The organism is Candidatus Centipeda massiliensis (assembly GCF_900290285.1).
GTDB lineage: Bacteria > Bacillota > Negativicutes > Selenomonadales > Selenomonadaceae > Centipeda > Centipeda massiliensis.
On the sequence record NZ_LT985754.1, the window covers coordinates 722,242 to 744,355 of the forward strand.

Annotated in this window: 24 protein-coding genes; 18 read left to right on the forward strand and 6 right to left on the reverse strand. The window is 58.3% G+C overall.

Translation table 11 applies throughout. The annotated features are described in order from the left end of the window. Positions 1-116 precede the first annotated feature (116 nt). The 5 genes from wecB (at position 117) to C8273_RS03485 (ending at position 2,808) form a co-directional block, all read left to right on the forward strand. Positions 117-1,274, forward strand: a complete 1,158-nt coding sequence (gene wecB / locus C8273_RS03460) for a non-hydrolyzing UDP-N-acetylglucosamine 2-epimerase (protein ID WP_106626417.1) — start codon at positions 117-119, stop codon at positions 1,272-1,274. Between the two features lie 32 nt (positions 1,275-1,306). Beyond that, positions 1,307-1,546, forward strand: a complete 240-nt coding sequence (locus C8273_RS03465) for an AtpZ/AtpI family protein (RefSeq protein WP_106626418.1) — start codon at positions 1,307-1,309, stop codon at positions 1,544-1,546. A 35-nt stretch (positions 1,547-1,581) separates the two neighbouring features. Beyond that, complete coding sequence (locus tag C8273_RS03470) at positions 1,582-1,857, forward strand: type II toxin-antitoxin system RelB/DinJ family antitoxin (RefSeq protein ID WP_106626419.1); 276 nt, start codon at positions 1,582-1,584, stop codon at positions 1,855-1,857. Beyond that, entirely contained in the window at positions 1,854-2,138 is a 285-nt protein-coding gene (locus C8273_RS03475; protein WP_106626420.1) for a type II toxin-antitoxin system YafQ family toxin, read from the forward strand. Before C8273_RS03470 ends, C8273_RS03475 begins: the two co-directional genes overlap by 4 nt. Before the next feature lie 157 nt (positions 2,139-2,295). Then, complete coding sequence (locus C8273_RS03485; RefSeq protein ID WP_106626421.1) at positions 2,296-2,808, forward strand: glutathione reductase; 513 nt, start codon at positions 2,296-2,298, stop codon at positions 2,806-2,808. A 64-nt stretch (positions 2,809-2,872) separates the two neighbouring features. Here the strand turns inward: C8273_RS03485 and C8273_RS03490 are convergent, their stop codons facing one another. The 5 genes from C8273_RS03490 to C8273_RS03510 all read right to left on the reverse strand — a co-directional run bounded on the left by C8273_RS03490 (position 2,873) and on the right by C8273_RS03510 (position 9,805). Then, positions 2,873-4,162 carry a hexokinase family protein gene (locus C8273_RS03490; RefSeq protein ID WP_106626422.1) on the reverse strand — a complete coding sequence of 430 codons (1,290 nt, stop codon included), beginning with the start codon at positions 4,160-4,162 and terminating at the stop codon, positions 2,873-2,875. Positions 4,163-4,289: 127 nt separating this feature from the next. Continuing rightward, positions 4,290-5,063: an HAD-IIB family hydrolase gene (locus C8273_RS03495; RefSeq protein ID WP_106626423.1), complete on the reverse strand. Its 774-nt coding sequence runs from the start codon at positions 5,061-5,063 to the stop codon at positions 4,290-4,292. Further along, positions 5,060-6,724: a glycoside hydrolase family 13 protein gene (locus C8273_RS03500; protein ID WP_106626424.1), complete on the reverse strand. Its 1,665-nt coding sequence runs from the start codon at positions 6,722-6,724 to the stop codon at positions 5,060-5,062. Before C8273_RS03500 ends, C8273_RS03495 begins: the two co-directional genes overlap by 4 nt. A 13-nt stretch (positions 6,725-6,737) precedes the next feature. Further along, entirely contained in the window at positions 6,738-8,849 is a 2,112-nt protein-coding gene (locus C8273_RS03505; protein WP_106626425.1) for an alpha-glucoside-specific PTS transporter subunit IIBC, read from the reverse strand. Between the two features lie 191 nt (positions 8,850-9,040). Next, a complete protein-coding gene (locus C8273_RS03510) occupies positions 9,041-9,805 on the reverse strand; it encodes a MurR/RpiR family transcriptional regulator (protein WP_106626426.1) in 765 nt (254 codons plus the stop codon). A 107-nt stretch (positions 9,806-9,912) separates the two neighbouring features. Here C8273_RS03510 and C8273_RS03515 point away from each other — a divergent pair, with 107 nt between their 5' ends. The 9 genes from C8273_RS03515 to C8273_RS03555 all read left to right on the forward strand — a co-directional run bounded on the left by C8273_RS03515 (position 9,913) and on the right by C8273_RS03555 (position 17,577). Continuing rightward, positions 9,913-10,716: a Cof-type HAD-IIB family hydrolase gene (locus C8273_RS03515; RefSeq protein WP_106626427.1), complete on the forward strand. Its 804-nt coding sequence runs from the start codon at positions 9,913-9,915 to the stop codon at positions 10,714-10,716. An 8-nt stretch (positions 10,717-10,724) separates the two neighbouring features. Beyond that, positions 10,725-11,576: a histidinol-phosphatase gene (locus C8273_RS03520; RefSeq protein ID WP_106626428.1), complete on the forward strand. Its 852-nt coding sequence runs from the start codon at positions 10,725-10,727 to the stop codon at positions 11,574-11,576. A gap of 16 nt (positions 11,577-11,592) precedes the next feature. After that, the gene (locus C8273_RS03525; protein ID WP_106626429.1) at positions 11,593-12,483 is read left to right on the forward strand and encodes a hypothetical protein; all 891 of its coding nucleotides are present in this window, start codon (positions 11,593-11,595) and stop codon (positions 12,481-12,483) included. A gap of 13 nt (positions 12,484-12,496) precedes the next feature. Further along, positions 12,497-13,444 carry a homoserine O-acetyltransferase MetA gene (gene metA / locus C8273_RS03530; protein WP_106626430.1) on the forward strand — a complete coding sequence of 316 codons (948 nt, stop codon included), beginning with the start codon at positions 12,497-12,499 and terminating at the stop codon, positions 13,442-13,444. Between the two features lie 84 nt (positions 13,445-13,528). Beyond that, positions 13,529-14,176, forward strand: a complete 648-nt coding sequence (locus C8273_RS03535) for a hypothetical protein (RefSeq protein ID WP_106626431.1) — start codon at positions 13,529-13,531, stop codon at positions 14,174-14,176. Between the two features lie 111 nt (positions 14,177-14,287). Beyond that, complete coding sequence (locus C8273_RS03540) at positions 14,288-15,199, forward strand: tetratricopeptide repeat protein (RefSeq protein WP_106626432.1); 912 nt, start codon at positions 14,288-14,290, stop codon at positions 15,197-15,199. Then, the gene (locus C8273_RS03545; protein ID WP_234343826.1) at positions 15,192-16,499 is read left to right on the forward strand and encodes an SH3 domain-containing protein; all 1,308 of its coding nucleotides are present in this window, start codon (positions 15,192-15,194) and stop codon (positions 16,497-16,499) included. Before C8273_RS03540 ends, C8273_RS03545 begins: the two co-directional genes overlap by 8 nt. 46 nt (positions 16,500-16,545) lie before the next feature. Beyond that, entirely contained in the window at positions 16,546-17,061 is a 516-nt protein-coding gene (locus tag C8273_RS03550) for a YbjN domain-containing protein (RefSeq protein ID WP_106626433.1), read from the forward strand. A 30-nt stretch (positions 17,062-17,091) separates the two neighbouring features. Continuing rightward, complete coding sequence (locus tag C8273_RS03555; RefSeq protein ID WP_106626434.1) at positions 17,092-17,577, forward strand: YbjN domain-containing protein; 486 nt, start codon at positions 17,092-17,094, stop codon at positions 17,575-17,577. Positions 17,578-17,630: 53 nt separating this feature from the next. Here C8273_RS03555 and C8273_RS03560 read toward each other — a convergent pair whose 3' ends face one another. Continuing rightward, the gene (locus tag C8273_RS03560) at positions 17,631-18,359 is read right to left on the reverse strand and encodes a flagellar brake protein (protein WP_106626435.1); all 729 of its coding nucleotides are present in this window, start codon (positions 18,357-18,359) and stop codon (positions 17,631-17,633) included. Positions 18,360-18,535: 176 nt separating this feature from the next. Here C8273_RS03560 and C8273_RS03565 point away from each other — a divergent pair, with 176 nt between their 5' ends. From C8273_RS03565 to C8273_RS03580, 4 genes are all read left to right on the forward strand, one after another. Further along, complete coding sequence (locus tag C8273_RS03565; RefSeq protein WP_106626436.1) at positions 18,536-18,991, forward strand: YaaR family protein; 456 nt, start codon at positions 18,536-18,538, stop codon at positions 18,989-18,991. Then, a complete protein-coding gene (gene holB / locus C8273_RS03570) occupies positions 18,991-20,037 on the forward strand; it encodes a DNA polymerase III subunit delta' (protein ID WP_106626437.1) in 1,047 nt (348 codons plus the stop codon). The genes C8273_RS03565 and holB overlap by 1 nt, the downstream gene beginning before the upstream one ends. Positions 20,038-20,156: 119 nt before the next feature. Then, positions 20,157-21,239, forward strand: a complete 1,083-nt coding sequence (locus tag C8273_RS03575) for a PSP1 domain-containing protein (RefSeq protein WP_106626438.1) — start codon at positions 20,157-20,159, stop codon at positions 21,237-21,239. After that, complete coding sequence (locus tag C8273_RS03580; RefSeq protein WP_106626439.1) at positions 21,232-21,975, forward strand: tRNA1(Val) (adenine(37)-N6)-methyltransferase; 744 nt, start codon at positions 21,232-21,234, stop codon at positions 21,973-21,975. The genes C8273_RS03575 and C8273_RS03580 overlap by 8 nt, the downstream gene beginning before the upstream one ends. Positions 21,976-22,114 lie beyond the last annotated feature (139 nt).

Sequence of the window (22,114 nt, forward strand, 5' to 3'; positions counted from 1 at the left end):
AATTCCCTCGTACGTGGGGGCAATGAAGGGGGCACATAAGCCTCACTCAATGGATATATTTCGCAATATTTGAGAAATAGTTATAAATTTGCTTCACAGAGAGGAGCACAGGCAGAATGGCCGGCAAAATCAAAGTCATGTCGATTTTCGGCACACGACCCGAGGCGATCAAGATGGCACCTGTCGTCAGGCAGCTCATGGGTCATACGGACGAAATCGAAACGCGGACGCTCGTCACGGCACAGCACCGCGAGATGCTCGATCAGGTGCTGCACCTTTTCCGCATCGTACCCGACTATGACCTCAACATCATGGCAGCGGGACAGACGCTTTTTGACATCACCTCACGTGCCATGCACGGCATCAACGAGGTCTTCCAAAAGGAGCGTCCCGACCTTGTGCTTGTCCACGGCGACACGACGACCACGTTTGCAGGTGCTCTCGCCGCATACTACCATCAGATTCCTGTCGGTCATGTTGAGGCGGGGCTGCGGACGCATGACATCTACTCGCCGTTCCCCGAGGAGATGAACCGCCGCCTTACAGGCGGCATTGCAACCCTGCACTTTGCACCGACGCCGACGGCGCACGAGAACCTTCGTGCCGAGGGGGTGCCGGAAAAGCGCATCTTTGTCACGGGCAATACCGTCATTGATGCCCTGCATCATACCGTGCGCCCGGACTATGTGCTGCCCGCAGAACTCGGCGGCGTGGACTTTGCAAATCATCGCGTCCTCCTCGTCACCACGCATCGGCGTGAGAACCTCGGTGAGCCGATGCGGCACGTCTATCGCGCGATTCGCAGCATCATTGAGGAGCTGGACGACGTGGAGGTCATCTTCCCCGTGCACCGCAATCCGAAGGTGCGTGAGATTGTACGAGAGGAACTGGGCGGACTCGAACGCGTCCACCTCATCGACCCGCTCGACTATGAGCCGTTTGCAAACCTCATGGCGCGTGTTGACATCGTGCTCACGGACTCGGGCGGCATTCAGGAGGAGGCGCCCTCGCTCGGCAAGCCCGTCCTCGTCCTGCGCGATACGACGGAGCGTCCCGAGGCGGTTGCCGCAGGAACGGTGCGACTCATCGGCACGGATGAGCAGCGTGTCTACGAGGAGACCATGCGCCTCCTTACCGAGCCGACTGCATATACGCACATGGCAGAGGCGGTGAACCCGTACGGCGATGGTGAGGCTAGTCGCCGCATCATCGAGGCGATCCTCTATCACGCGGGACGTATGCAGACACCGCCGGAGCCGTTCCAGAGCGCGTAGATCGCACTTGTGATGTGTGGGGGAAGGTCGTCATGGAGGAGAAGAAAACACCACCTCCGTCGGGCATGGCGGAGGCACTGCGTGCCTTTGGGCTTCTTTCAGGCGTCGGCATCTACTTCCTCGTCTTCCTCGGCATTTTCATCTTCCTCGGCAAATGCGCTGACAACTTCCTCGGTACGGGGCGCGTCTGCACCATTACGGGTATCGTCCTCGGCTTTCCGGCGGCGATCTACAGCCTGTATCGGCAGCTGAAGTATTATAAACTCGTGTGATGCGAAATCCGCTCAAACAGAAAGGGTGTGTCGATATGGCTGCTGTCATGGATGTAAACGTCTGTGTGGATCGTGATGTGAAAGAGCAGAGTGAGGCTCTGTATGGCGAACTTGGCATTGATCTGACGACGGCGATCAACGTGTTTTTGCGGCAGTCCATTCGTGTCGGCGGTTTTCCATTTGAGGTTTGCGTGGACACACCGAATCAGGAGACCGTTGCTGCGCTGATGGAAGCGGAGCATATCTTGAGCGATCCGTCTGTCAAGCGTTATTCCGATGTGGAAGAAGCCCTGCGGGCACTGAAAGCATGAAAGCCTTGGAGATTGTCTGGACAAGTCAGTTCAAGAAGGATTATAAATTGGCGATGAAACGTCATCTTGATCTTGCATTGATTGATGAAATCATCCGTACACTCTCACGCGGAGAATCACTGCCGAGCAAAAACAAAGATCATGCTCTGCTTGGTCGATGGCGTGGTTATCGTGAGTGTCATATTCAGCCGGATTGGCTGCTTGTCTATCGGATTGAGCACAATGTGCTTGTGTTGACCTTGGCGAGAACAGGTACACACAGCGAGCTGTTTGGAAACTGAAATACTAGGGAAGTACTGATAATTTCAGCATCGCTATTTTGATATGTTTTTTTTCGTGCTGTACCCTAGAATCCCCCAAATAGCCCTTGCTATGTGTCCGGGTTGCCTCCTTGTTCGGACGAAAAATGGTAAGAAAATACCAGAGGAGGGGTTAGATATGGAAGACCTGTTTCAACAGGTACGATCTTTTCTTGTCTCCCCAGCCGAGAGACAGGAAGAATTTGACGCGAGCGATACGTTGATTTGGGTGGATTGGGGCGACGAGGATGAGAGTGTTCTGTCCTATTTGAATGATGTTCTTCCGGAGGAGGCACAGATCGACTACGAATGTGTGGACTCTGAGACGGAGCGCGGCTTTGATATCCTGTTGAAAAAGGATGGAGAGGCACACGTCATCCCCTACGCGACGGATGCTGCGGACAGGGACACGACCCTCAAGGCGGCGCAGGAATACCTCGCGCCTACATACGAAATTCGTTGGTATATGGGGTCGCTCGGCAGTGATACGCTTGCGTTTGCGGTCCTTTCAGCAGACGATTGGCAGAAGCTGGAACGGGAATTTGGTGCGGAGCAGGTCACCTATTATTTTCCGCCAATTCATGCAGACAGTCAGATGTTCGAGATGGACGTGGACGAAGTCTTTGATCTGCTTGAGCAGAGAAAACAATAGTACAGATAAACGAATACAACCGCCCCGCAGGGTTGAACCTTGCGGGGCGGTTTCGTATGTATCTTTATTTTCTCGTCGTCATTGCTGCCGCGAGTGCCGCACCGAGGGCGGAGCCGGCATTTTCGAGGATGATCTTGACGTTGACTGCCTCGTCCAGGAGGAGGGTGTCGAGCGCACCACGCAGGTGATGTGCGACGAGCGGGACTTTCTCGTAGACGGAGCCGTCGACGGCGACGAACTGGTTCTCAAGCCCGTTCTCACCCATACGGTGCTGGATGATGGCGACGTACGTTGCCGCGACGATGCGCGCAGAGCGGATGATGACGGCGGTTGCAAGTTCCTGCAGCAGGGTACGCTCGGCTGCAGTGAAGGTCATGCCCGTCTTTGCTTCGATGACCGCACCTGCCGCATGGCGGTCGAGGTGGGCATCGGTGATGATCTCGGAGAGCTCGATGCTCGTAAAGGGATAGATTCCGTCCGCACCGAGGAGATCGGCAAGCGCTGCACCGTAGAGTGTCCCGAGGTAGCGTCCCGACACCATCTTTTCCAGACGCTGTGCGCCGGGCTGCTCGGATTCACGATCCAAGATATCATCGTATTTGGAGAAGGGCAGATTCCCAAAGCCGCCCGACTCCATGTTGATGACGGTCGGCGGCTCACTGCCGTCCGCGAACTCCTCATAGTAGCAGGTGTTCTGCCCTGTGGCGTAAATCGATCCGATGTAGGTGTGCTCGTGCTTGTATGCCGCTGCAAGCAGTACCGCGACCGTATCGTTGATGACAGCGACGGGTGTGACGTTTGTCATGCCGCGCCGTACGAGCGCCTCCTTGAGCAGGTCGTTGACGACCTTGCCCTCAACTCCCTGCGTAGCGAACTCCTTCGTCCAGACGATGAGCTTCGCATTGTTGAGGTTGGTCTGCTGTGAGGGGAAGGAGAAGGTATGTCCGAGGAGATATTTCGTTTCTCGATTCCCGTCGATTGCCTCGTCGATGATGGAGGCGAGGAAGTCAAACATCTCCTCCGCCGTCGCATCCGCACTCACGTAGTCATAGACACCAGGGAGGGTGAGCGGCTTTGCGACCCTGCTCAGCACCTCGTATTCGCCGCTGCCCTTGAGGAGGATGCGCTGGGCGCGGACATTCGTGCCGCCGAAGTCGAGCGCGAGGAAGGATCCGTGCTCCTTGCCGCTCGGAAGCCCTGCATAGGAGCGGAGCATACGGAGCGTTGCGCCCTTTTTGCCGGCGAGTCCCGCACACATATCAGCGCGGAAATCATCGGCGATCTTGCGGAGTGCATTGTCGTCTATGGTGAAGGCGGCTTTTATCTCGTCAAATTTTTCACGATCAAATCCCATGGTAACTCCTCCCAAGAAAAATTGTGGGGACGCCCCTATTGGTTCGCCCCAGCCTCCCCCGTTCGAAACGGGGGAGGGGGACCGCGTAAGCGGTGGAAGGGGCGCCACTATCTAAATACACTTATCCTTAGCGGAAGTGATCGAGCATCGCGCCGACGCTCGGGAACACCTGCTTTGCCTGTGCCTGTATCTCGGGGCGTGCCGTGGTGAGCGAGTACCCGTTCCACGCTTTCAGCATCGGCAGGTCGTTCGTCTCATCGCCGATGGCGAACACCTCTGCACCCTCCCAGCCCATGACGGAGAGGAGCTTCTTGATACCCTGATCTTTGCTGATCCCGGTGGGCGTAATGTCAAGGCTGCACGCATTTGGGAACGCGTGAATCAGATCGCCGAGCTTCGCGTTCAGCACCGCCGCACATTCATCCGAGAGCGCAGGCTCAGGGAAGCCGAGCGAGAACTGCTGAATCCCCGTCAGTCCTCCGATCTCGCTCTCCTTGATGTAGATGATGGGGAAATCCCAGTCCTTTGCCTCGCGCTCGATCCACGAGCCTTCGGAGTGGTGGCAGAGGTAGGTCACATCTGCTGCCGAGAAGGCGAAATGGAAGGATTTCTGTGCAGATGGCTCCGACGCAATCGCCGTGAGCGCGCGAGGATCAATCTCTGCCTGAAATCGGACGGCTGCATCCGCACCTCGTATGATGCCACCGTTGTTGCAGACGGTGTAGTCGAACTCTACGCCGTATTCCTCAAGCTGCGGGACAAGCATCCCATAGTCGCGTCCCGAGATCACGCCGAACTTGTGCCCTGCGGCACGCCAGCGGGCGATGCCCTCCTTCGTCTCCGCATCGATCTTGCCGCCCCGGAGGAGCGTGCCATCGTAGTCGCTTGCCGCTACCTTCATTTTACTTCCTCCTCATAGACAACCGCCTCAAGCGGGCGGAGCGCCGTGCGCGGCGCATCTGCATAGCTGCCGATGAGACGCACGCCCTTTAGGAATCCTGCGGGCAGCTGTGACTCCTCCGCAGAGAAGTTGACCGCCGTCACGATGCGGCGCGTGCCCTCCGTACGAGAGAATGCGTAGATCTGCTCGTTTTCGGCAAGCAGTTCCGCATAGACCCCGTTGAGCAGTACGGGATTCGTCTTGCGCAGACGGATGAGCTGCTTGTAGTAGGAGAGGACGGAATCCGCATCCTTTCCCTCTGCCGCCGCATTGATTGTGTGGTAGTTCTCGTTTGCAGGCAGCCACGGTGTACCCGTCGTAAAGCCTGCGTTTTCCGACGCATCCCACTGCATCGGCGTACGTGCGTTGTCACGGCTGTTGAAGTGGACAAAGGACAGCGCCTCGGCGGGGCTGAATCCTTCCTTCAGCGCAAGCTCGTACTGACCGTGGGAGGAGATGTCGTCGTATGCCTCAATCGTATCCCACTTGACGTTTGTCATACCGAGCTCCTCGCCCTCGTAGATGAAGGGCGTGCCGCGCAGGGTCATGAGGACAGTGGCAAGTGCCTTTGCCGCAAGGCGCGTATCCCCGCTGTGTGGGAAGAAGTAGTTGACGGAGCGTGCGCGGTCATGGTTCTCGAAGTAGATCGGGTACCAGCCCTCCTTGGCAACGCTCGCCTGACTTGCCGAGAGTGCGCCCTTGAGCTTTGTGAGCGGCCACGGAACCATCTTCGACCAGCATTCGCCGCCCTCGTAGGGGACGAGGACGTGCGCGAACTCGAACAGCATCGAGAATACGCCGTTCTCACCGACCCAGTCGGGGAGTTCTGCGACCGAGACACCGTTCGCCTCGCCGACGGTGAAGATGTCGTGCCCGTCAAAGACCTCCCTGCGGAACTCGTGGAGGAAATCGAGGATGCCGGGCGTGTTCGCCGTCATATCGTGGACGCTTACCATGCCGTCTGCCGCATCGGGCGTGCCGTCTTCGAAGACGGCGGGTTTCTTGATGTAGGTGATCGCGTCGATGCGGAAGCCGCCGACGCCCTTGTCGAGCCAGAAGTTTGCCGCCGCAAAGAGGGCTGCGCGCACCTCCGGATTCTCCCAGTTGAGGTCGGGCTGTGCCTCGGCAAAGGTGTGGAGGTAGTACTGATCGCGTTCCGCGCAGTACGTCCACGCGGAGCCTCCGAAGATGCCACGCCAGTTCGTCGGTGCGCTGCCGTCCGGCTTTGCGTCGCGCCAGATATACCAGTCACTCTTTGGGTTATTGCGGCTCGCCTTCGACTCGATAAACCACGGATGCTGATCGGAGCTGTGGTTGTAGACGAGATCCATGACGATGCGGATGTCACGGCGTTTTGCCTCCGCGATCAGCTCCTCCATGTCGGCGAGTGTGCCGAACTGGGGATTGATGCCCGTATAGTCGCTGATGTCGTAGCCGTTGTCGACCATCGGCGAAGGGTAGACGGGGGTGAGCCAGAGTGCACCCGCGCCGAGATCCTTCAGATAGTCGAGCTTCTCGGTGATGCCGCGCAGATCGCCCGTGCCGCTTCCCGTCGTATCGTTGAAGCTCTTTGGATAAATCTGGTAGACGGCGGTGTTCTGCCACCATTTTGTTGCTTTCATGCTTGTTCCTTTCTTAGAACGTCAGCACGGGTGTTTCGCCCGCCTTGGCATCCATGCCCGTCACCTTCTTCATGAGCGGATATTCGCCGGAGTTCGTGACTGCCATGATGACGGTGTCCTGATAGCCCGCCGCATGGATCACGTCGCGGTCGAACTTCACGAGCGGCGCTCCCGCCTTGACGCGGTCGCCCATCTTGACGAGCAGTTCAAAGCCCTTGCCCTCAAGTTTCACCGTATCCACGCCGATGTGGATGAGGAGTTCCGCGCCGTTGTCCATACGGAGACCGACTGCGTGGCGGCTGTCCTCCATAACCATTGTGATCTCGGCATCCGCCGGTGCGACCACAACGCCATCCGTCGGCTCGACCGCAACGCCGTCGCCCATCATCTTCTGCGAGAACATCTCGTCCTTGACCTCACTCATGTCGATGATATGACCCGTTGCAGCAGCCGTAATGGCGAAGGATTTCTCCGTGCCGACAGCGACCTCGTCCACATCGGAGGCCGGTGCTGCCATGAGCGCCTCGAAGCGCTCGCGGATCTGCGGGACGGAGAGACCGACGATGACCTGGAATGCGTGACCGTTGCGTACAAGCCCGTGTGCGCCCGCCTCGGTGAATGCGCCCGTCGGAGCGACGAGTTCGGGATCGTTGACCGTGACGCGCAGACGCGTTGCGCAGTTCGTCACATCCTTGATGTTTGCCGCACCGCCGAGACCGTCGAGGAAGGCACGTGCCTTGACATCGCGCTCATCGAGCTTCATGCCGGGAGCGGCTGCCGCAGCACCCGATGCACCCGCCTGTTTTGCCTTGTAGTCCGCCTTGGTAAAGAGCTTGTCCTCTACGCCGTCGTCCGTGCGTCCGGGCGTCTTGTAGTCCTTGAGCAGGATGACCCAGCGGAAGACAAAGAAGTAGATCGCGGTGAAGCACAGACCAACGGCGATCTGCATGAGGTATGTTGCATAGTGATACGAGAAGAGGGGAATCCAGTTCTGCACGAAGCAGTCGATCAGACCGCCGCCGAAGTTGCCCGAGAGCCCGATTGCGTAGAGCGTTGCGGAAAGCGTCGCCGAGAGGACGGCGTGCAGGAGATAGAGAAGCGGTGCAACGAAGAGGAAGGTGAACTCGATTGGCTCGGTGATGCCGCAGAGTACCGCCGTGATCGTTGCGGGGATGAGGAGCGCCGCTGTCTTCTTGCGCTTCTCGGGCTTTGCACACATATAGATCGCGAGTGCAGCGCCCGGCAGACCGAAGACCTTGCCGCTGCCATGGAGGGCAAAGCCGCCCTCGGGGAAGAGCTCACGGAGCGACTGTCCGCTCACCATGAAGTCATTGATATGTCCGAGCCAATATGCCTGAATGCCGCCGTCGACGACCGCAGGACCAAAGATGAACGGGAGATAGATGAAGTGATGCAGACCTGCGGGAAGGAGCATTTTTTCCGAGAACGTGTATGCCCAGACACCGAGGATGCCGCTGGTCTTGAGGAAGAACTGGAACTGCTCGATGGCGTGCTGTACCGCCGGCCAGACGATGCAGAAGAGAAGAGCCATTGGGATCATGACGACGAAGCCAATCGCCACGACGAATGCAGGTCCCTTGAAGATGCCGAGCCAGTCGGGGATGTTCGTGTCATAGAAGTGATTGTGCAGGAATGCCGTGCAGCAGGCGATGAAGATCGCGCCGAGCATGCCCATGTCGAGCGTCTTGACGTTCGCGATCATCGCAAGGCCTGTGCCGGGACCCGCCGCTTGGCTGTAGTCCACACCGAACGCGCTGCCGTGGAGCGTGAGAAATGCGGAGATGAAGTAGTTGAAGAGCATGTAGATGACGAAGGATTCCATCGCACAGCGCGCGGGTTCCTTTTTTGCAAAGCCGATCGGCACGGCGATGGCGAAGAGAATGGGCATCTGCGCAAACACCGTCCACGCACCCTGTTCGACGACGAACCAGAAATCGTACCAGAGTGTGCCCTGTGCGGCGATGCTGCCGAGCAGCCCCTCGTTCTTGCAGACGATGGACACCGCCACCGTAAGTCCGAAGAATGCAAACAGAATGACGGGCGTATACATCGCGCCGCCAAACCGCTGCATGTTCTGCATGATGACATCCTTGCTGAGTGCCATGTGCGTTCCTCCTTATCCCAAAAACCAAACCCCTGCGGCAGGGAAGCCCGTGCTTCCCGAGAATGAAACTGAAACTAATATGAAATCCGTTGTCTATAAGATAGCGTAAAAAAGCCGCGAACGCAATAGCTTCGCGGCATTCGGGAGAGATGTACGGAGACTGTACCGTGGTACATGGGGTGAAATTTGTTTCACACGCTCAACTCCTGCACATAAAGCCGATAATGTACGTACCATATTTCCAGCAGCAGGAAGTAGGCGAGCATGGATTTGAACTGCAGCCGCTGCTCGTTCTCGGGCAAATCGAACGCGGCGGGCGTGACATAGAGGTTTTCGCTTGAGCGGGAGGCGAGCGTGTTGTGCCGCATCTCCGTGATGGAGAGGATGGGGACACCCTTGAGGCTGAGCCGGTCGGCGAACTCCACGACGCGCTCGCTTTCGCCTGAGAGGGAGACGAAGATGAAGAGGTCGTCGGGACCCGCCGCTTGATAGACGGAGTAGAATTCCTCGCGGCCTGCGATCTCGTAGATGAAGATGTTATCGTAGACGAAGAGGCGCTTCAGCTCCTGCATGACATTTGTCTGTACATAGCCGGAGGCGTATGCAAAGATGCGATGTGCCTCGTGGATGAGGCGGCTTGCACGCGTGTAGTCACGCCGCATCAGCTCGCGCCATGTCTGATCGTAGAAGCTGCCGAGCGAGCTCCTTATATCCTTTGCGGGAATGGGCTGCGACGTGCTTTCCATGCGCATGACCGCCTTCATCTCGCCGAAGCCGTCAAAGCCCAGCTTCTGTGCAAAGCGCACGACGGACGCGCTTGAAACGGCGCATGCACGCGCAAGCTCATGGATGGAGACACGGCTTGCCGCCGTGCGGTTGCTGTCGATCCAGCGCCAGATGCACCGATCTGCATCGCTGAGGTCACGCAGGTGCGCGTTGATTCGTTCCGTAAGCATACGATGCCCCCTCACTGTTTTCCTTATTATAGCATATCTTTTTTAATTGCGTGGAAAATTGTTCTTTGTTATAATGGGGGCATTGTATACAGGGAGAAAGGGATGCAATGATACGGCTGATTTTTTCGGATATGGACGGAACCCTGCTGGATGATCGCGGGCATCTGCCCGCAGAGTTCGGGCAGATGTATGCACGTCTGAGGGCGCACGGCATCCGCTTTGCGCCCGCATCGGGGCGGCAGTACGCCTCTCTGCGCAAGACGTTCGACGCATGGAAGGATGAGATGATCTTCCTCGCAGAGAACGGGACGCTGGTGATGGAGGGCGGCAGGGAGCTGTTTGCAGCGCCCGTAGATCCTGTGCTCGGCCTGCGTGTGATGCAGACAGGAGAGGCGCTGACGGGGGTGTATTCCGTATACTGCGGAAAGAAACAGGGATATATCCACAGGGCGGACGATGTACCGGCGTTTCGCGCAGAACTTGAAAAGTATGTGTCGAAATCCATGGTGACGGAGGACTTTGCCGCCGTCGACGATGTACCGATCAAGATGGCGTTCTTTGATCCGTCCGGCCATGCGGATACAACGATCCTCCCCGTGATGGAGCAGTATGCGGATCGGATGCAGGTCACACTGTCGAGTGCACTGTGGGTCGATGTCTATGCGCAGGGCGTGAGCAAGGGCGTTGCCGCTGCGCGCGTGCAGGAGCATCTTGGGCTGACGCCCGACGAGTGTGCTGCGTTCGGCGACTACGGCAACGATCTTGAACTGATGGATGCGGTTACATACAGCTTTGCGATGGCGAACGCCATTCCTGCCGTGCAGGAGCGTGCGCGCTATCGTGCGCCGAGCAACGGGGAACATGGTGTGATGGCGGTCTGCGAACGGATTCTCGCGGGCGAATTTGACTGAGGTGCGCGATGCGATTTGACTATCATATACACTTGGAGTACGGCTCCTACGATGAGGACTATGCGGAGGGATTCTTCCGTGCGGCGGCGGCGCGCGGCGTTCATGAGATCGGGTTCTCCGAGCATTCGCATACGTTTCCGGAGTTCGAGCAGCTCTACTACGACGACCTGATCCTCGACGACAGCTTTGTCGGGGCGTTTCAGAAGAAATGGCTGAAGTCGAACAAGTTCAAGTACACGTTGGATGAGTATTTTTCATTCATTGAAAAGCTGCGGAAAAAGCACAAGGTGCTTGCAGGCATTGAGGTCTGCAATTTTCAGGATCAGGCGGCGGTGGGGAAGCTCCTGCGTGCCTATCCCTTTGACTATGTGATTGGCTCGGTGCATTTTCTGCGCGGCTGGGCGTATGACACGGGCGCGATCAAAGCGGAGTGGGACAACCATCCCTTGACAGACATCTACGAGTGGTATACGGAGGAAGTGGAGAAACTCGCGGCATCGGGACTCTACGATGCGCTTGGGCACCCGTTCAACATCCGGCTTTACAGACATTTCCCCGACTTCGATGTCACACCGTATCTTGAGCGCGTCGCACGGGCGATGAAAGAGGCGGATATGATCGTTGACCTCAATACAGGGACGTACTACCGTTACCCCGTGGAGGAGTTTTCTCCCTATCCGGATTTCATGCGCATGGCGAAGGAATACGATCTGCCAATCATCACGACCTCGGACGCACACAAGCCTGAGGACTGTGCGCGCTACAACGAGGAGGCAGTACAATACGCGCGCTCCTTTGGCTATGTGCAGCAGATCCGCTTCACGGGCGGACGTGCGCGGGAGCATGTCGCGTTTGACTAAGAGAGGAGCGTATGAGATGAGAACTATGATGCGCCGCACGGCAGGGCTGCTGCTGACCTTTTTGCTGTCACTCACCGTCTGCTCTGTCGCCTTTGCTGACGATGGACGTGCGTGGGTCTGGCTGAGCTCCAATGATAAATACTCGAAATTCTACGCACCCGCCTCCGTGCACGTGAGCAAGAGTGTCATGCCTTCCGGGACAACGGAGGCGCTGGCGACGGAGATCACGGCGGAGATCAAGACCTCATTCAGCTATGAGGGAGCGGCGGAGACCATACGCAACTACAAGATCGGTCATGTGATTACGAACCCTGCGCAGCTGGCATACTCCGTCGCGCAGGTGCGTGTCGTGCCGCAGAGCCGCCTCCTCCAGTACATCGGTGAAACGTTCTACGATGCAGAGGGGATGGTTCTCTGGTCGAAGGACATGGGAACGGAGAAGGAGATGAACTCCCAGCAGTTTGACGAGGAGTTCTATGCCGCCATCGTTGACATGGTCTTCCGTCAGGGCGAGATGGATCGTCTGCGTGCGGATGACCGCTGGATCCTCCTCTGGTCGGACGAGAGTGCCTCCGGCATCAAAACGCAGGTGACGGCGGACACCTCAACGATGCGCCGCACGGGCGACAATCTCATCTTCTGGGCGTGGACAGAGACGCGCGGCGCGGACGACAAGGTGCTTGAGATCAAATTTGACAAGCGTGCGGTCAATTTGCCGCAGGGAACGGAGCGCATCATCACGGGGCGGTACTGGTCCCCGTCGGGCGGCTGGCAGCCGCTTGACGACGGCTATGAGGGCGCGTATCGCATGATCGCACAGGAGAGCCCGGAGGAGCGGGGACTCATCCGTCTGCGTGCCTTTGCCGACGGATACCGTACGTGGGTGTCGCGCTACCAGCTGAAATGAGGGGAGGGACACAATGCCGATCAAGATACCGAACAATCTGCCTGCGACGAATGTTCTTGAGAGTGAGAACGTCTTCGTCATGAATGCGGCGCGCGCATACGGGCAGGATATTCGTCCGCTGCGCCTCCTTATTCTGAACCTCATGCCGATCAAGGACGTGACCGAAACGCAGCTTCTGCGCCTCCTCGGCAACACGCCGCTGCAGGTGGAGGTGGACTTTATCTACACGGAGTCCTACGTCCCGACGCATACCTCGCGCGACTATCTGACGGAGTTCTACGGCACATTTGCCGAAGTGCGGCATAAAAAATACGATGGCTTCATCATCACGGGCGCGCCGATCGAGCAGCTGCCGTTTGAGCAGGTCGCTTACTGGGACGAGGTCGCTGAGATCATGCAGTGGAGCCGCAAACATGCCTACTCCACGTTCCATATATGCTGGGGCGCACAGGCGGGGCTGTACTATCACTACGGCGTTCCGAAGCACTGGACGGAGAGGAAAATCTTCGGCGTCTTTGAGCATCGCGTGTGTGTGCAGCATGAGCCGCTTCTGCGCGGATTCGATGACATCTTTTACGTGCCGCACTCGCGCCATACGGAGACGCGGCGCGCAGACATTGCCCGCGTGCCCGAGCTGACCGTCCTCTCTGAGGGCGATGCGGGCGCCTACATCATTGCCAATCTGCGCCGTCGTCAGTTCTTCATCACGGGGCACGCGGAGTACGATCCCCTGACGCTCAAGACAGAGTATGACCGTGACCTTGCGGCGGGACTTGATCCGGACATTCCGTGCAACTACTATCCAGGCGATGATCCGAACTGCGCTCCCGTCGTGCGGTGGCGCAGTGTCGCGCATCTCCTCTTTGCCAACTGGCTGAACTACTACGTCTATCAGGGGACACCGTACGAGCTGGACAGCCTCGACAACGCGGACGATTGGGAGCTGCACTCGGGGCTTTGAACACGGTTATGTTCATCAAAAATTCAGTTTTTTGAGCTAGCATAGGGAGCATTGAACACAGCTATTTGATGGGAGCGATGATACGTGCAAAAAAAGTGGGGAGCAGTCCTCCTTCTCTGTGCAGCGCTGTTTATGGGGGCACGGCCTACGGCGGCAGCCGAACAGGTGCCGAAGCACATCTACGAATGGGTGCAGTCGACGGCGCGTCAGGGGTATTATTTCAACAAGGAACAGATCCAGTACGCGACGGATGCACATGGCTATATCGACCTCACGAAGATTCTCGTGCCGACCCTGCGCATCTATGATGATGTGCAGATACAGGATGTCGTGTCGAAGCGCCGCTGGCGCATGCTGCCGCTCGATGGCTACGGTGACCTCTCGGGCGCGGCGGAGTACCTCCTGATCGATCTGCGTGCGGGCGTCGTTCACATCACGGCGCATGAGGATCTGGACAGCCTCTGGGGAACAATCTCGCGCGAGGAGAACATGAAGGAGATCAAGCTCGCGGAACTCTCGGACAAGGATGTCGAGAAAAAATTCTTCGATGCAATCATCAACTACAGCATCGGGCATCAGGAGGAAATGATCCGTCGCTCACGCGGCATATTGAGCGATACAGATCGCGCAGCACTTGCGGCAAAAAAGGAAAAACTCACAGCGTCGACCGAGAATACCCATGAAAAGCCCGCAAAGAAGGATAAGCAGGAAAAGAAGAAGAAAAAAGAATAGAGAAATCACTGTCGTCTGCGATACGCGGGGCGGCAGTTCTTTTTTGTAGCTTTTTCTGTAAAAACAAGGTATAATAAAGGCAGGAACTACCAGCAAAGGAAGGGACACCGCATGACAGACAAGGAATGGATGCAGCTTGAACTGAACCGAATGGTAAAAGCGGAGGGTGGAAAGGTCAGCGTGGAGCGCATGACCGAGATTGTATCGGAGCTCAGCAGACGTCTGCGCGAGAACCCGAATCTGCCGCGTGAGGTAAATACACTCACCGCAGACGAACTCATCGCGCGCGCACGCAAGAAGACCGGCGAGGAACGCTATCGCATCGTCAAGCGTGTTCTGCGCATGGAGCCGGACAACATCACCGCAGCCTGTATGCAGATTGAATATCTCGCCAAGAATGCCGATGACCGCGTACATCACTACGAGGATCTGACGCGAAAGGCGACGGCACAACTTGAGGCGGATGGGATGTTCTCCGAGGAGAACATCGGCAAATTCTGGTCGATGCCCGCAACGAAGCCCTATATGTTCCTGCGGCTCTCCTATCTTGAGGCGCTCGTCGCGGCACGCAAGCTGCGTCTGGCGGCGAAGGAGTGCGAGGAGATGCTCCGCCTCTCGGAGCACGACGCACTTGGGCGCCGCTATCAGCTCATGTTCATCTACTCGGCGATCGAGGAAGGGGACGCAGCGATTCGGCTCTATCAGCGTTACGAGGAGGGCGTGGCGCTGATGTATCTGCCGCTGGCGATGCTCTTCTACCGTCTCGGCAAGATGAAGATGGCGCGCAACTTCCTGAAGGAACTCGCGGCGGTCAACAGCGATACAGAGATCTTCTTCGAGCGGGGGGTGCGTAAGGATCTCCCATCGCGTGCACCGGGGCGTCATGCAGGCTCCTTTGCCATCGGCACGATGGAGGAGTTCGGGGAGGCCGTGACGGACAACGGATTTGCCTTCATCGGCATGGACGCGTTCTTTGCATGGGGACTGAGTGAGCTGCGTGGGGAACAGCAGGAGAGTGCCTGAGCTCCTCCGCCATCTTTGGCTCACTGGTGCGGCGCTTCTTGTCATGGTCACGGCTGCGCCTCCGGTGCAGGCGGCACTGCCCGTTACGGGGGCGGCGGCGACGCCGGACTACTGGCTGCGTGCAGATGGGGATGAGCCTCTCCTCTCGGCAGAGGCGGGGGCGCGCGCATCTGCGCATGCTGCCCTTGGGCTTCTGCATGACCTCACAGGTGCAGGAGAGTTCCGCGCGGGGAGCGCGGTGCGTGCACAGATCCGTGCGGCGGCGCAGGGAAACGACGCAGCGCTGCCGGAACTCTACGAGGGCGGACAGCCGCTCACGGCACGGCGCTGGTATGAGGTGTGCAGGAATTGTGCCCTCGACACCATCGGTGCCGCCGTACCCATCCGCACCGCTGTTGCTGTCTGCCGCGCCGATGTCCGCCTCCTTCCAACCGGTACGGGCTGGTATTCCTCCCCGGACGATCTCCACTATGATGCCCTGCAGGGCACGGTGCTGGATCCCGGGGAAGCCGTTCTCGTACTGCACACGGCACGGGACGGACGCTATGCGTTCGTTGAGACGCGGGACTACCGCGGCTGGGTGGACGCAGATGCGCTCGCATTCACGGATCGTAAGACATGGCGCGGATTTGCCGCGCCGGAGGAGTTCTTCACCGTGACCGAGGCGCAGCTGCGTCTGCCGGGAAAAAGGAGAGATCTGCTCTATCAGCTTGGCGCAAAGATTCCAGGTACACGTACAGCGGACGGTTTGATCCGGCTGCTGCTGCCCGCACGGGATGCCGGGGGACATCTCATCGTGCGGGCGGCACGGATTCCCGATGACGGACGGCTCACTGCGGGGCGTCTGCCGCTGACACACAACAACCTTGTACGCCTCGCCTTTCGCCCGCTCCATACGGAGTATGGCTGGGGCGGGGAAAACGAAGGGATGGACTGCTCATCATACGTACAGAACATCTATCGTACGATGGGGTTGGAGCTCCCGCGTGATGCAGATCTGCAGGAGCGTGCCTGTTCGCTTCTGCCTCTTACGGGACGCAGCACAGCGGAGCGGTATGCGCTTCTTGCGGCGGCACCGCCGGGGACGCTGCTCTTTCGTCCTGGACATGTCATGCTCTACCTCGGGCGAGATATGGGGGGTACCCCGCTCGTGATCCATGACATCAGCAGTTACTATGAAGACGGCGAAAAGCATTACATAAGACAGGTCGTCGTTTCCACACTTGAGTTTCAAAATGTACGCGGCACTGCTGCGATCGATACGCTCACCGCGATCGGCTTGATTGCTCCGGTACCATAAAAATGGGGACAAGGCTCTCACAGAAGAGTGAATATGGAGGGGACAAATGGGACTCTTTGATGGATTTCATGGCGGCGAAGAAACCGCCTCGATGGGCATCCGCGATGCCATCAAGGCGGAACTCGATCAGAACGACTTGAACTACGAACTGAGCGATGAGAGTGAGGAAAACCGCCAAGAGGCATATTTCTATATGCGGAACGAACTCGAAAACGACGAGCCGATCACGGCTGTCATCGTTGTGCGCGAGTTCGATCATGCCGATGGCTTTATCAAGATCAAACTCTACGATATTGCCTATCTTGAGGACGCAGAGGAGCGTGCGGCACTTCTCGCGAAAATCAACACGTGGAACGGTGAGTTTCGCTATGTGAAATTCTGCCTTGACCGCGATCAGGATGTCGTCCTTGACATCGATCTGCCGCTCGATCTGCACAAGGGAAAGTTTGAACCCGGCAGCGTCATGGCGATGATGGGGGTCGGTATGCAGGTCGTCGAGAAGGTCTATGATGACCTCATGGAATATTGCACACGTGGGCACAAACCTCGCCCGCAGGAATAAACCTAACGGCACGTTGAACGGAGGAACTCTATGGGACTTTTTGACGGCTTCAGCGGGAGTGAGGAAGGACTCAAGAACACGGCATTTGAAGCGATCAAAGCGGAACTGGACAGGCAGGACATGAAATACGGCGAGGACATGACGGAGGATGGAGAGGATCACATCATCCGCATGCGCCAACAGCTCGATAACGGGAGTATCGTGAACATCGCCATTGTAGTCACGGAGAACGGCAACACGAACGACTTTATCAAGATCAAGTACTTTGGCATTGTACGGCTTGATGAAAAAATGGATCCGCAGGTGTTTCATGAGAAACTCAACGAGTGGAACAGTGAGTACCGCTATGTGAAATTCGTCGTGGACGATGAGCGGGATGTCGTCGTGGACATTGATCTGCCGCTTGACCTGCACGTCGGTGTCTTTCAGGCGGACAGCTTTATGGCGATGGTCAGCGTCGGTCTGCAGGTGCTTGAGGAGGTCTATCCCGAGCTGATGAAGCTGCGTTGGACGTAAGTTTGGAAAAAAAGGAGGGCTGCATGGCGCAGTCCTCCTTTTTTATGATGTATTCAGCCACGTTTTGTATGGTCGATCTGCGGTACCTTTAGCCCCTTGCGCAGATAACTCTGCTGCAGCTGATAGATACTCTGCACGAGACGTTCCCGTTCACGATTGGAGAGTACGTTGCCGAACGAAACACCGACGTGATACGTCATGCCGAGATTTGTTTCGATCGGCGTTGAGCGACGGATCGTGCCCTCCGTTTCGAGTGTCCCGATGCGCGGCAGGTCGGGCACGCGCACCGAAATCGGCGCGTCCATGATGAGCGGCTCATCATGGACAAAGCACAGCCCGCCGCCGCTGATGTCGATGAGTGCCACCTCGCGGTAGTTCTTGAGACTCCCGTGATCGCCCGGCAGCCTCACCTCAATGGACATCGGGATGGGAACGCGGACAAAGTCGCGCAGCTGGATGCGCTCCGCACGCTCGGGCAGACCGAGATACCAGATCGTATCGGGCAGCGGGGAGGCGGCGTGGTAGGGGGCGACGAAGTGGTAGACGCAGCCCGGTCCCGTGAGATGGCATTGGAACACCTGCCCCACTGCGGGCGTATCCACAAACTTCCCGATGGGGATGCCCAGCCGCACGGCAAGGATCCCTGCAGGTGCGCCTCTCTCCTGTTCCTCCTCGCTGAGCTCAAGCGTGCCGTAGCAGTCGACTTCAAGTTCCTTCTCGATGATGTGGACGGCGGAGCCGTGTTTCAGCAGGGCGGTGAGCTTTTCTCCCTCAAGCGTCATTGCATCAGATCCTTTCCTAGTCAACAGGATAACAAGGGAATCGCCGAATTTATCAGTGCTTCCCCAAGCCGCACTGCAAAGTCAATTTCCTACTTTGACTTTCGTATAGGTTCGGGCTATAATAACAATCGGTGAAATCTACCATTCTATTAAGGTAAAGGGATTGGGTGAACGCGATGGCGATGAAAATAGACAACAGTATGTCGCGCAGTACGTCGCTCACGATGCCGCGTGCGGAAACGGATGCGGGGGTGCGCGGCGCAGCGACAGACTTTAGCATGGAACTGGCGGATCAGGAATCCGCGATGTCCCGTGAGGCGATGGATCGTCTGCTCGAACAGATCGACGAGCAGGGCGCGCGCCTCTCGAAGTCTCCGACCTTTGACGAACTGCGCTCCTATCGCTCGCTCATTCAGAGCTTCATCGGTGAGGCAGTCGGTACGATGTACGAACTGCATACGCAGGCGGGCTGGGATCGCCTCGGGCGGCAGAAGGTCTACACCTCCGTGCGCAAGATCGACAAGAAGCTGGAGGAAATGGCGGAGAAGATTCGCCTCGGACAGTCCGATCAGCTCGACATCATTGCGAGCCACGATGCCATCCGAGGGCTCCTCGTCGACCTCTATATGTAATGGCGCGAACCAAAAAGACACCGCCGGCTGCTGTCGGTGATGAATCTCCACGGGAGCCGTTCCCAAAGGATTGGACGGACATTCATGGGCACGCGGAGATCATCCGCCGTCTGCGCGTACTGGCGGCGGCGGAGCGCCTGCCCCACGCGCTGCTCTTTTCCGGCATGGAGGGCATCGGCAAACGCCGTACGGCGCGCGTGCTCGCGCGCACACTGCTTTGCGAAGCAGCGGGCGATGCACCCTGTGGGCGCTGTGACTCGTGCCGCACGATGGCGGCGGGCGTGCATCCGGATTATTTTGAAACAGCACCCGAGGCACGCGGCAAGAGTGCGGCGATGATCCGCACCGATGCCGTGCGCGACATCCTCATTGCCGCCTCCGGTGCGCCCGTGAGCGCCCGCCGCCGGATCATTGTGATCGACGGGGCTGACCGCATGAACGAGACGGCGGCGAACCGTCTGCTCAAGACACTGGAAGAGCCGGCGGGCACAGCACTCTTTATCCTCGTGACGCATGCCTATGATGCGATTCTGCCTACCATCCGCTCACGTGTCGTGCGCATTGCGTTCGGCGCTCTGCCGCGCACAGAGATTACGGCGGCACTCAGGGTGCGCGGCGCGGAGAACGCAGCGGCGATTGCAGCGCTTGCGGGCGGCAGCCTTGGGCGCGCCTATCGTCTCGCCGCAGAGGGGCTGGCGCTGCGGGACGATGCCATCGAATTTCTCACACGGCTTTCGGAACAGCGTATTGAGGACGTATGGGCGCGCGCAGAGGCACTCGGGGAACGCACGCATGAGGAACGCACAACATGGATTGGATTCTTGCAGATGGCTCTGCGCGATCTGCTCGTTCTGCGTGAGAACGGAGCGACAGAAGACCTCTATCATGCGGATCGGCGGGATGTCCTCGCCGGGCTTCTCACGCATATCAGTGCCGCGCAGATCTTTGACCTCCTGCGTGGGACACGGGAGCTTTCGCGCCGCTTCGCCGCGAATGTCAGCCCTGCCCTGCAGCTGGAGGCGTTTTTCCTGCGTGCGCGGCAATAGCCCTCAGCCTCCCCCGTCCCAATGGGGAAACCATGCGAAGTGCGGTGGAAGGGGGATTATGAAGATGGAAATAATTTCCCTCTCTGAGAGGGATAAATATACATACCTAGGAGGAAGTTTTGCAAACGATTGTAGGTGTCCGCTTCAAGTCGGCGGGCAAGATATATTCCTTTGGGCAGGGACAGCTGACCATCGCCGAGGGTGATTATGTCATCGTCGAGACCACGCGCGGCATGGAGTGCGGCAAGGTCGTCATTGCCCCACGCGAGGTGCCGGACGAATCCGTGCCGCCGAATCTGCGCGTCGTGCACCGCATCGCAGATTCCTCCGACCTCGCACGCATCGAGGAGAACCGTACGCGTGAGCGTGAGGCGAGAACCGTCTGCGAGGAGAAGATACGGGAACTCGGCCTCAAGATGAAGCTCATCGATGTCGAGCTGACCTTTGATCTCTCCAAGATGCTCTTTTACTTCACAGCGGACGGGCGCGTCGACTTCCGTCAGCTCGTGCGCGAACTCGCGGGCGTATTCCGCACACGCATCGAGTTGCGTCAGATCGGCGTGCGCGACGAGGCGAAGATGATGGGCGGTATGGGCTGCTGCGGACGGCCGCTGTGCTGCGCCACCTTCCTCGGTGACTTCGTACCCGTTTCCATCCGCATGGCAAAGGAACAGAACCTCTCGCTCAACCCGACGAAGATCTCCGGTATATGCGGGCGGCTCATGTGCTGCCTGAAGTACGAGAGTGAAGGCTACGGCTGCGGCGGTTGTATGCGCATGAAAAAAGAGGAGTACAACCCTGCGGTAAACGACCGCGTTCTTGCTGAGGACGGCGAGGGACGGGTCGTTTCCATCCATGAGCAGCGGCGCACGGCAACCATACTCATGGACGACGGCAAGACCGTTGTCGCCGCATGGGAGGATGTCGCGCGCGCTGAGGTCGTCGAGCAGGACGGATGCCCCAACCGCGCACCGCAGCGACCGCATTTGCAGCGCAGGGAGCGTATGCCCCGCGAAGCCCATGACGGACGGGAGCGGCGGGAGCGTCCCGCACGGCAGCAGCATACGCGTGCAGCGCATGCACCGCACGAGAGCCGAGAGAACCGCGCGGCGCCGGAACGATCTGCAAAGCCCCGCCGTCAAAACACAAAGCGGCGGCAGAACCGCCCGCGCCCGCCGCGCGACGAGGCGCCACATGAGTGAGTGGATCGAACTGCGCCCCAACGAGCGGGTCGATGATCTGTGCATGGGCGGACGGCAGATCATCCAGCGCACAGATGAATTCTGCTTCTCCATGGATGCCGTTCTGCTCGCGCATTTCCCACGGCTCACGGGGCGTGAACGCGTTCTCGATCTCGGCACGGGGACGGGGATCATCCCGCTCCTCATTGCGGATTTCGCGGCGCATATCACAGCGGTTGAGCTGAGCCCCGTGCAGGCGGAGCTTGCCGCGCGAAATGTCCGGATGAACGGACTTGCAGAGAAAATCACAGTGCGGGAGGGTGACTATCGCGACCCTTCCGCACTTTTTGTGTGCGCGGCATTCGACCTCGTCTTCAGCAATCCGCCCTATCGACCTGTCACAAGCGGCGCTGTCAGCATGGGCGCACGTGCGGCGGCGCGGCACGAGATCACAGCGACTCTCGCCGACACCGTACGCGCGGCTTCGTATGCCCTGCGCCACAGCGGGCGGCTCGCCATGGTGCATCTGCCCGAGCGACTCGGCGAGATCGTCCTCGCCCTCCATGCGGAGCACCTTGCGATCAAACACCTGCGCATGGTACAGCCGCGCGCGGATCGTGCGCCGAACCTCATGCTCATCGAGGCGGTGAAGGGCGCATCACTCGCAGGACTGCGCCATGAGCCAGCCCTCATCGTGCGCGATGCGGAGGGGCACTACACCGAGGAGATCCGCAGCATCTACGGGCAGGAGATGTGAGGAACGCGCCAAACTTACGATTGACGTTTACAAATGATTATAATATAATAAGTGAATGAGAAAATGGAATGGTGTTGCTTTTCCGAAAACATCCGTGGTGGGGGATGCCCATAAAAATGTGGCGATGCCCTGCGCAGCG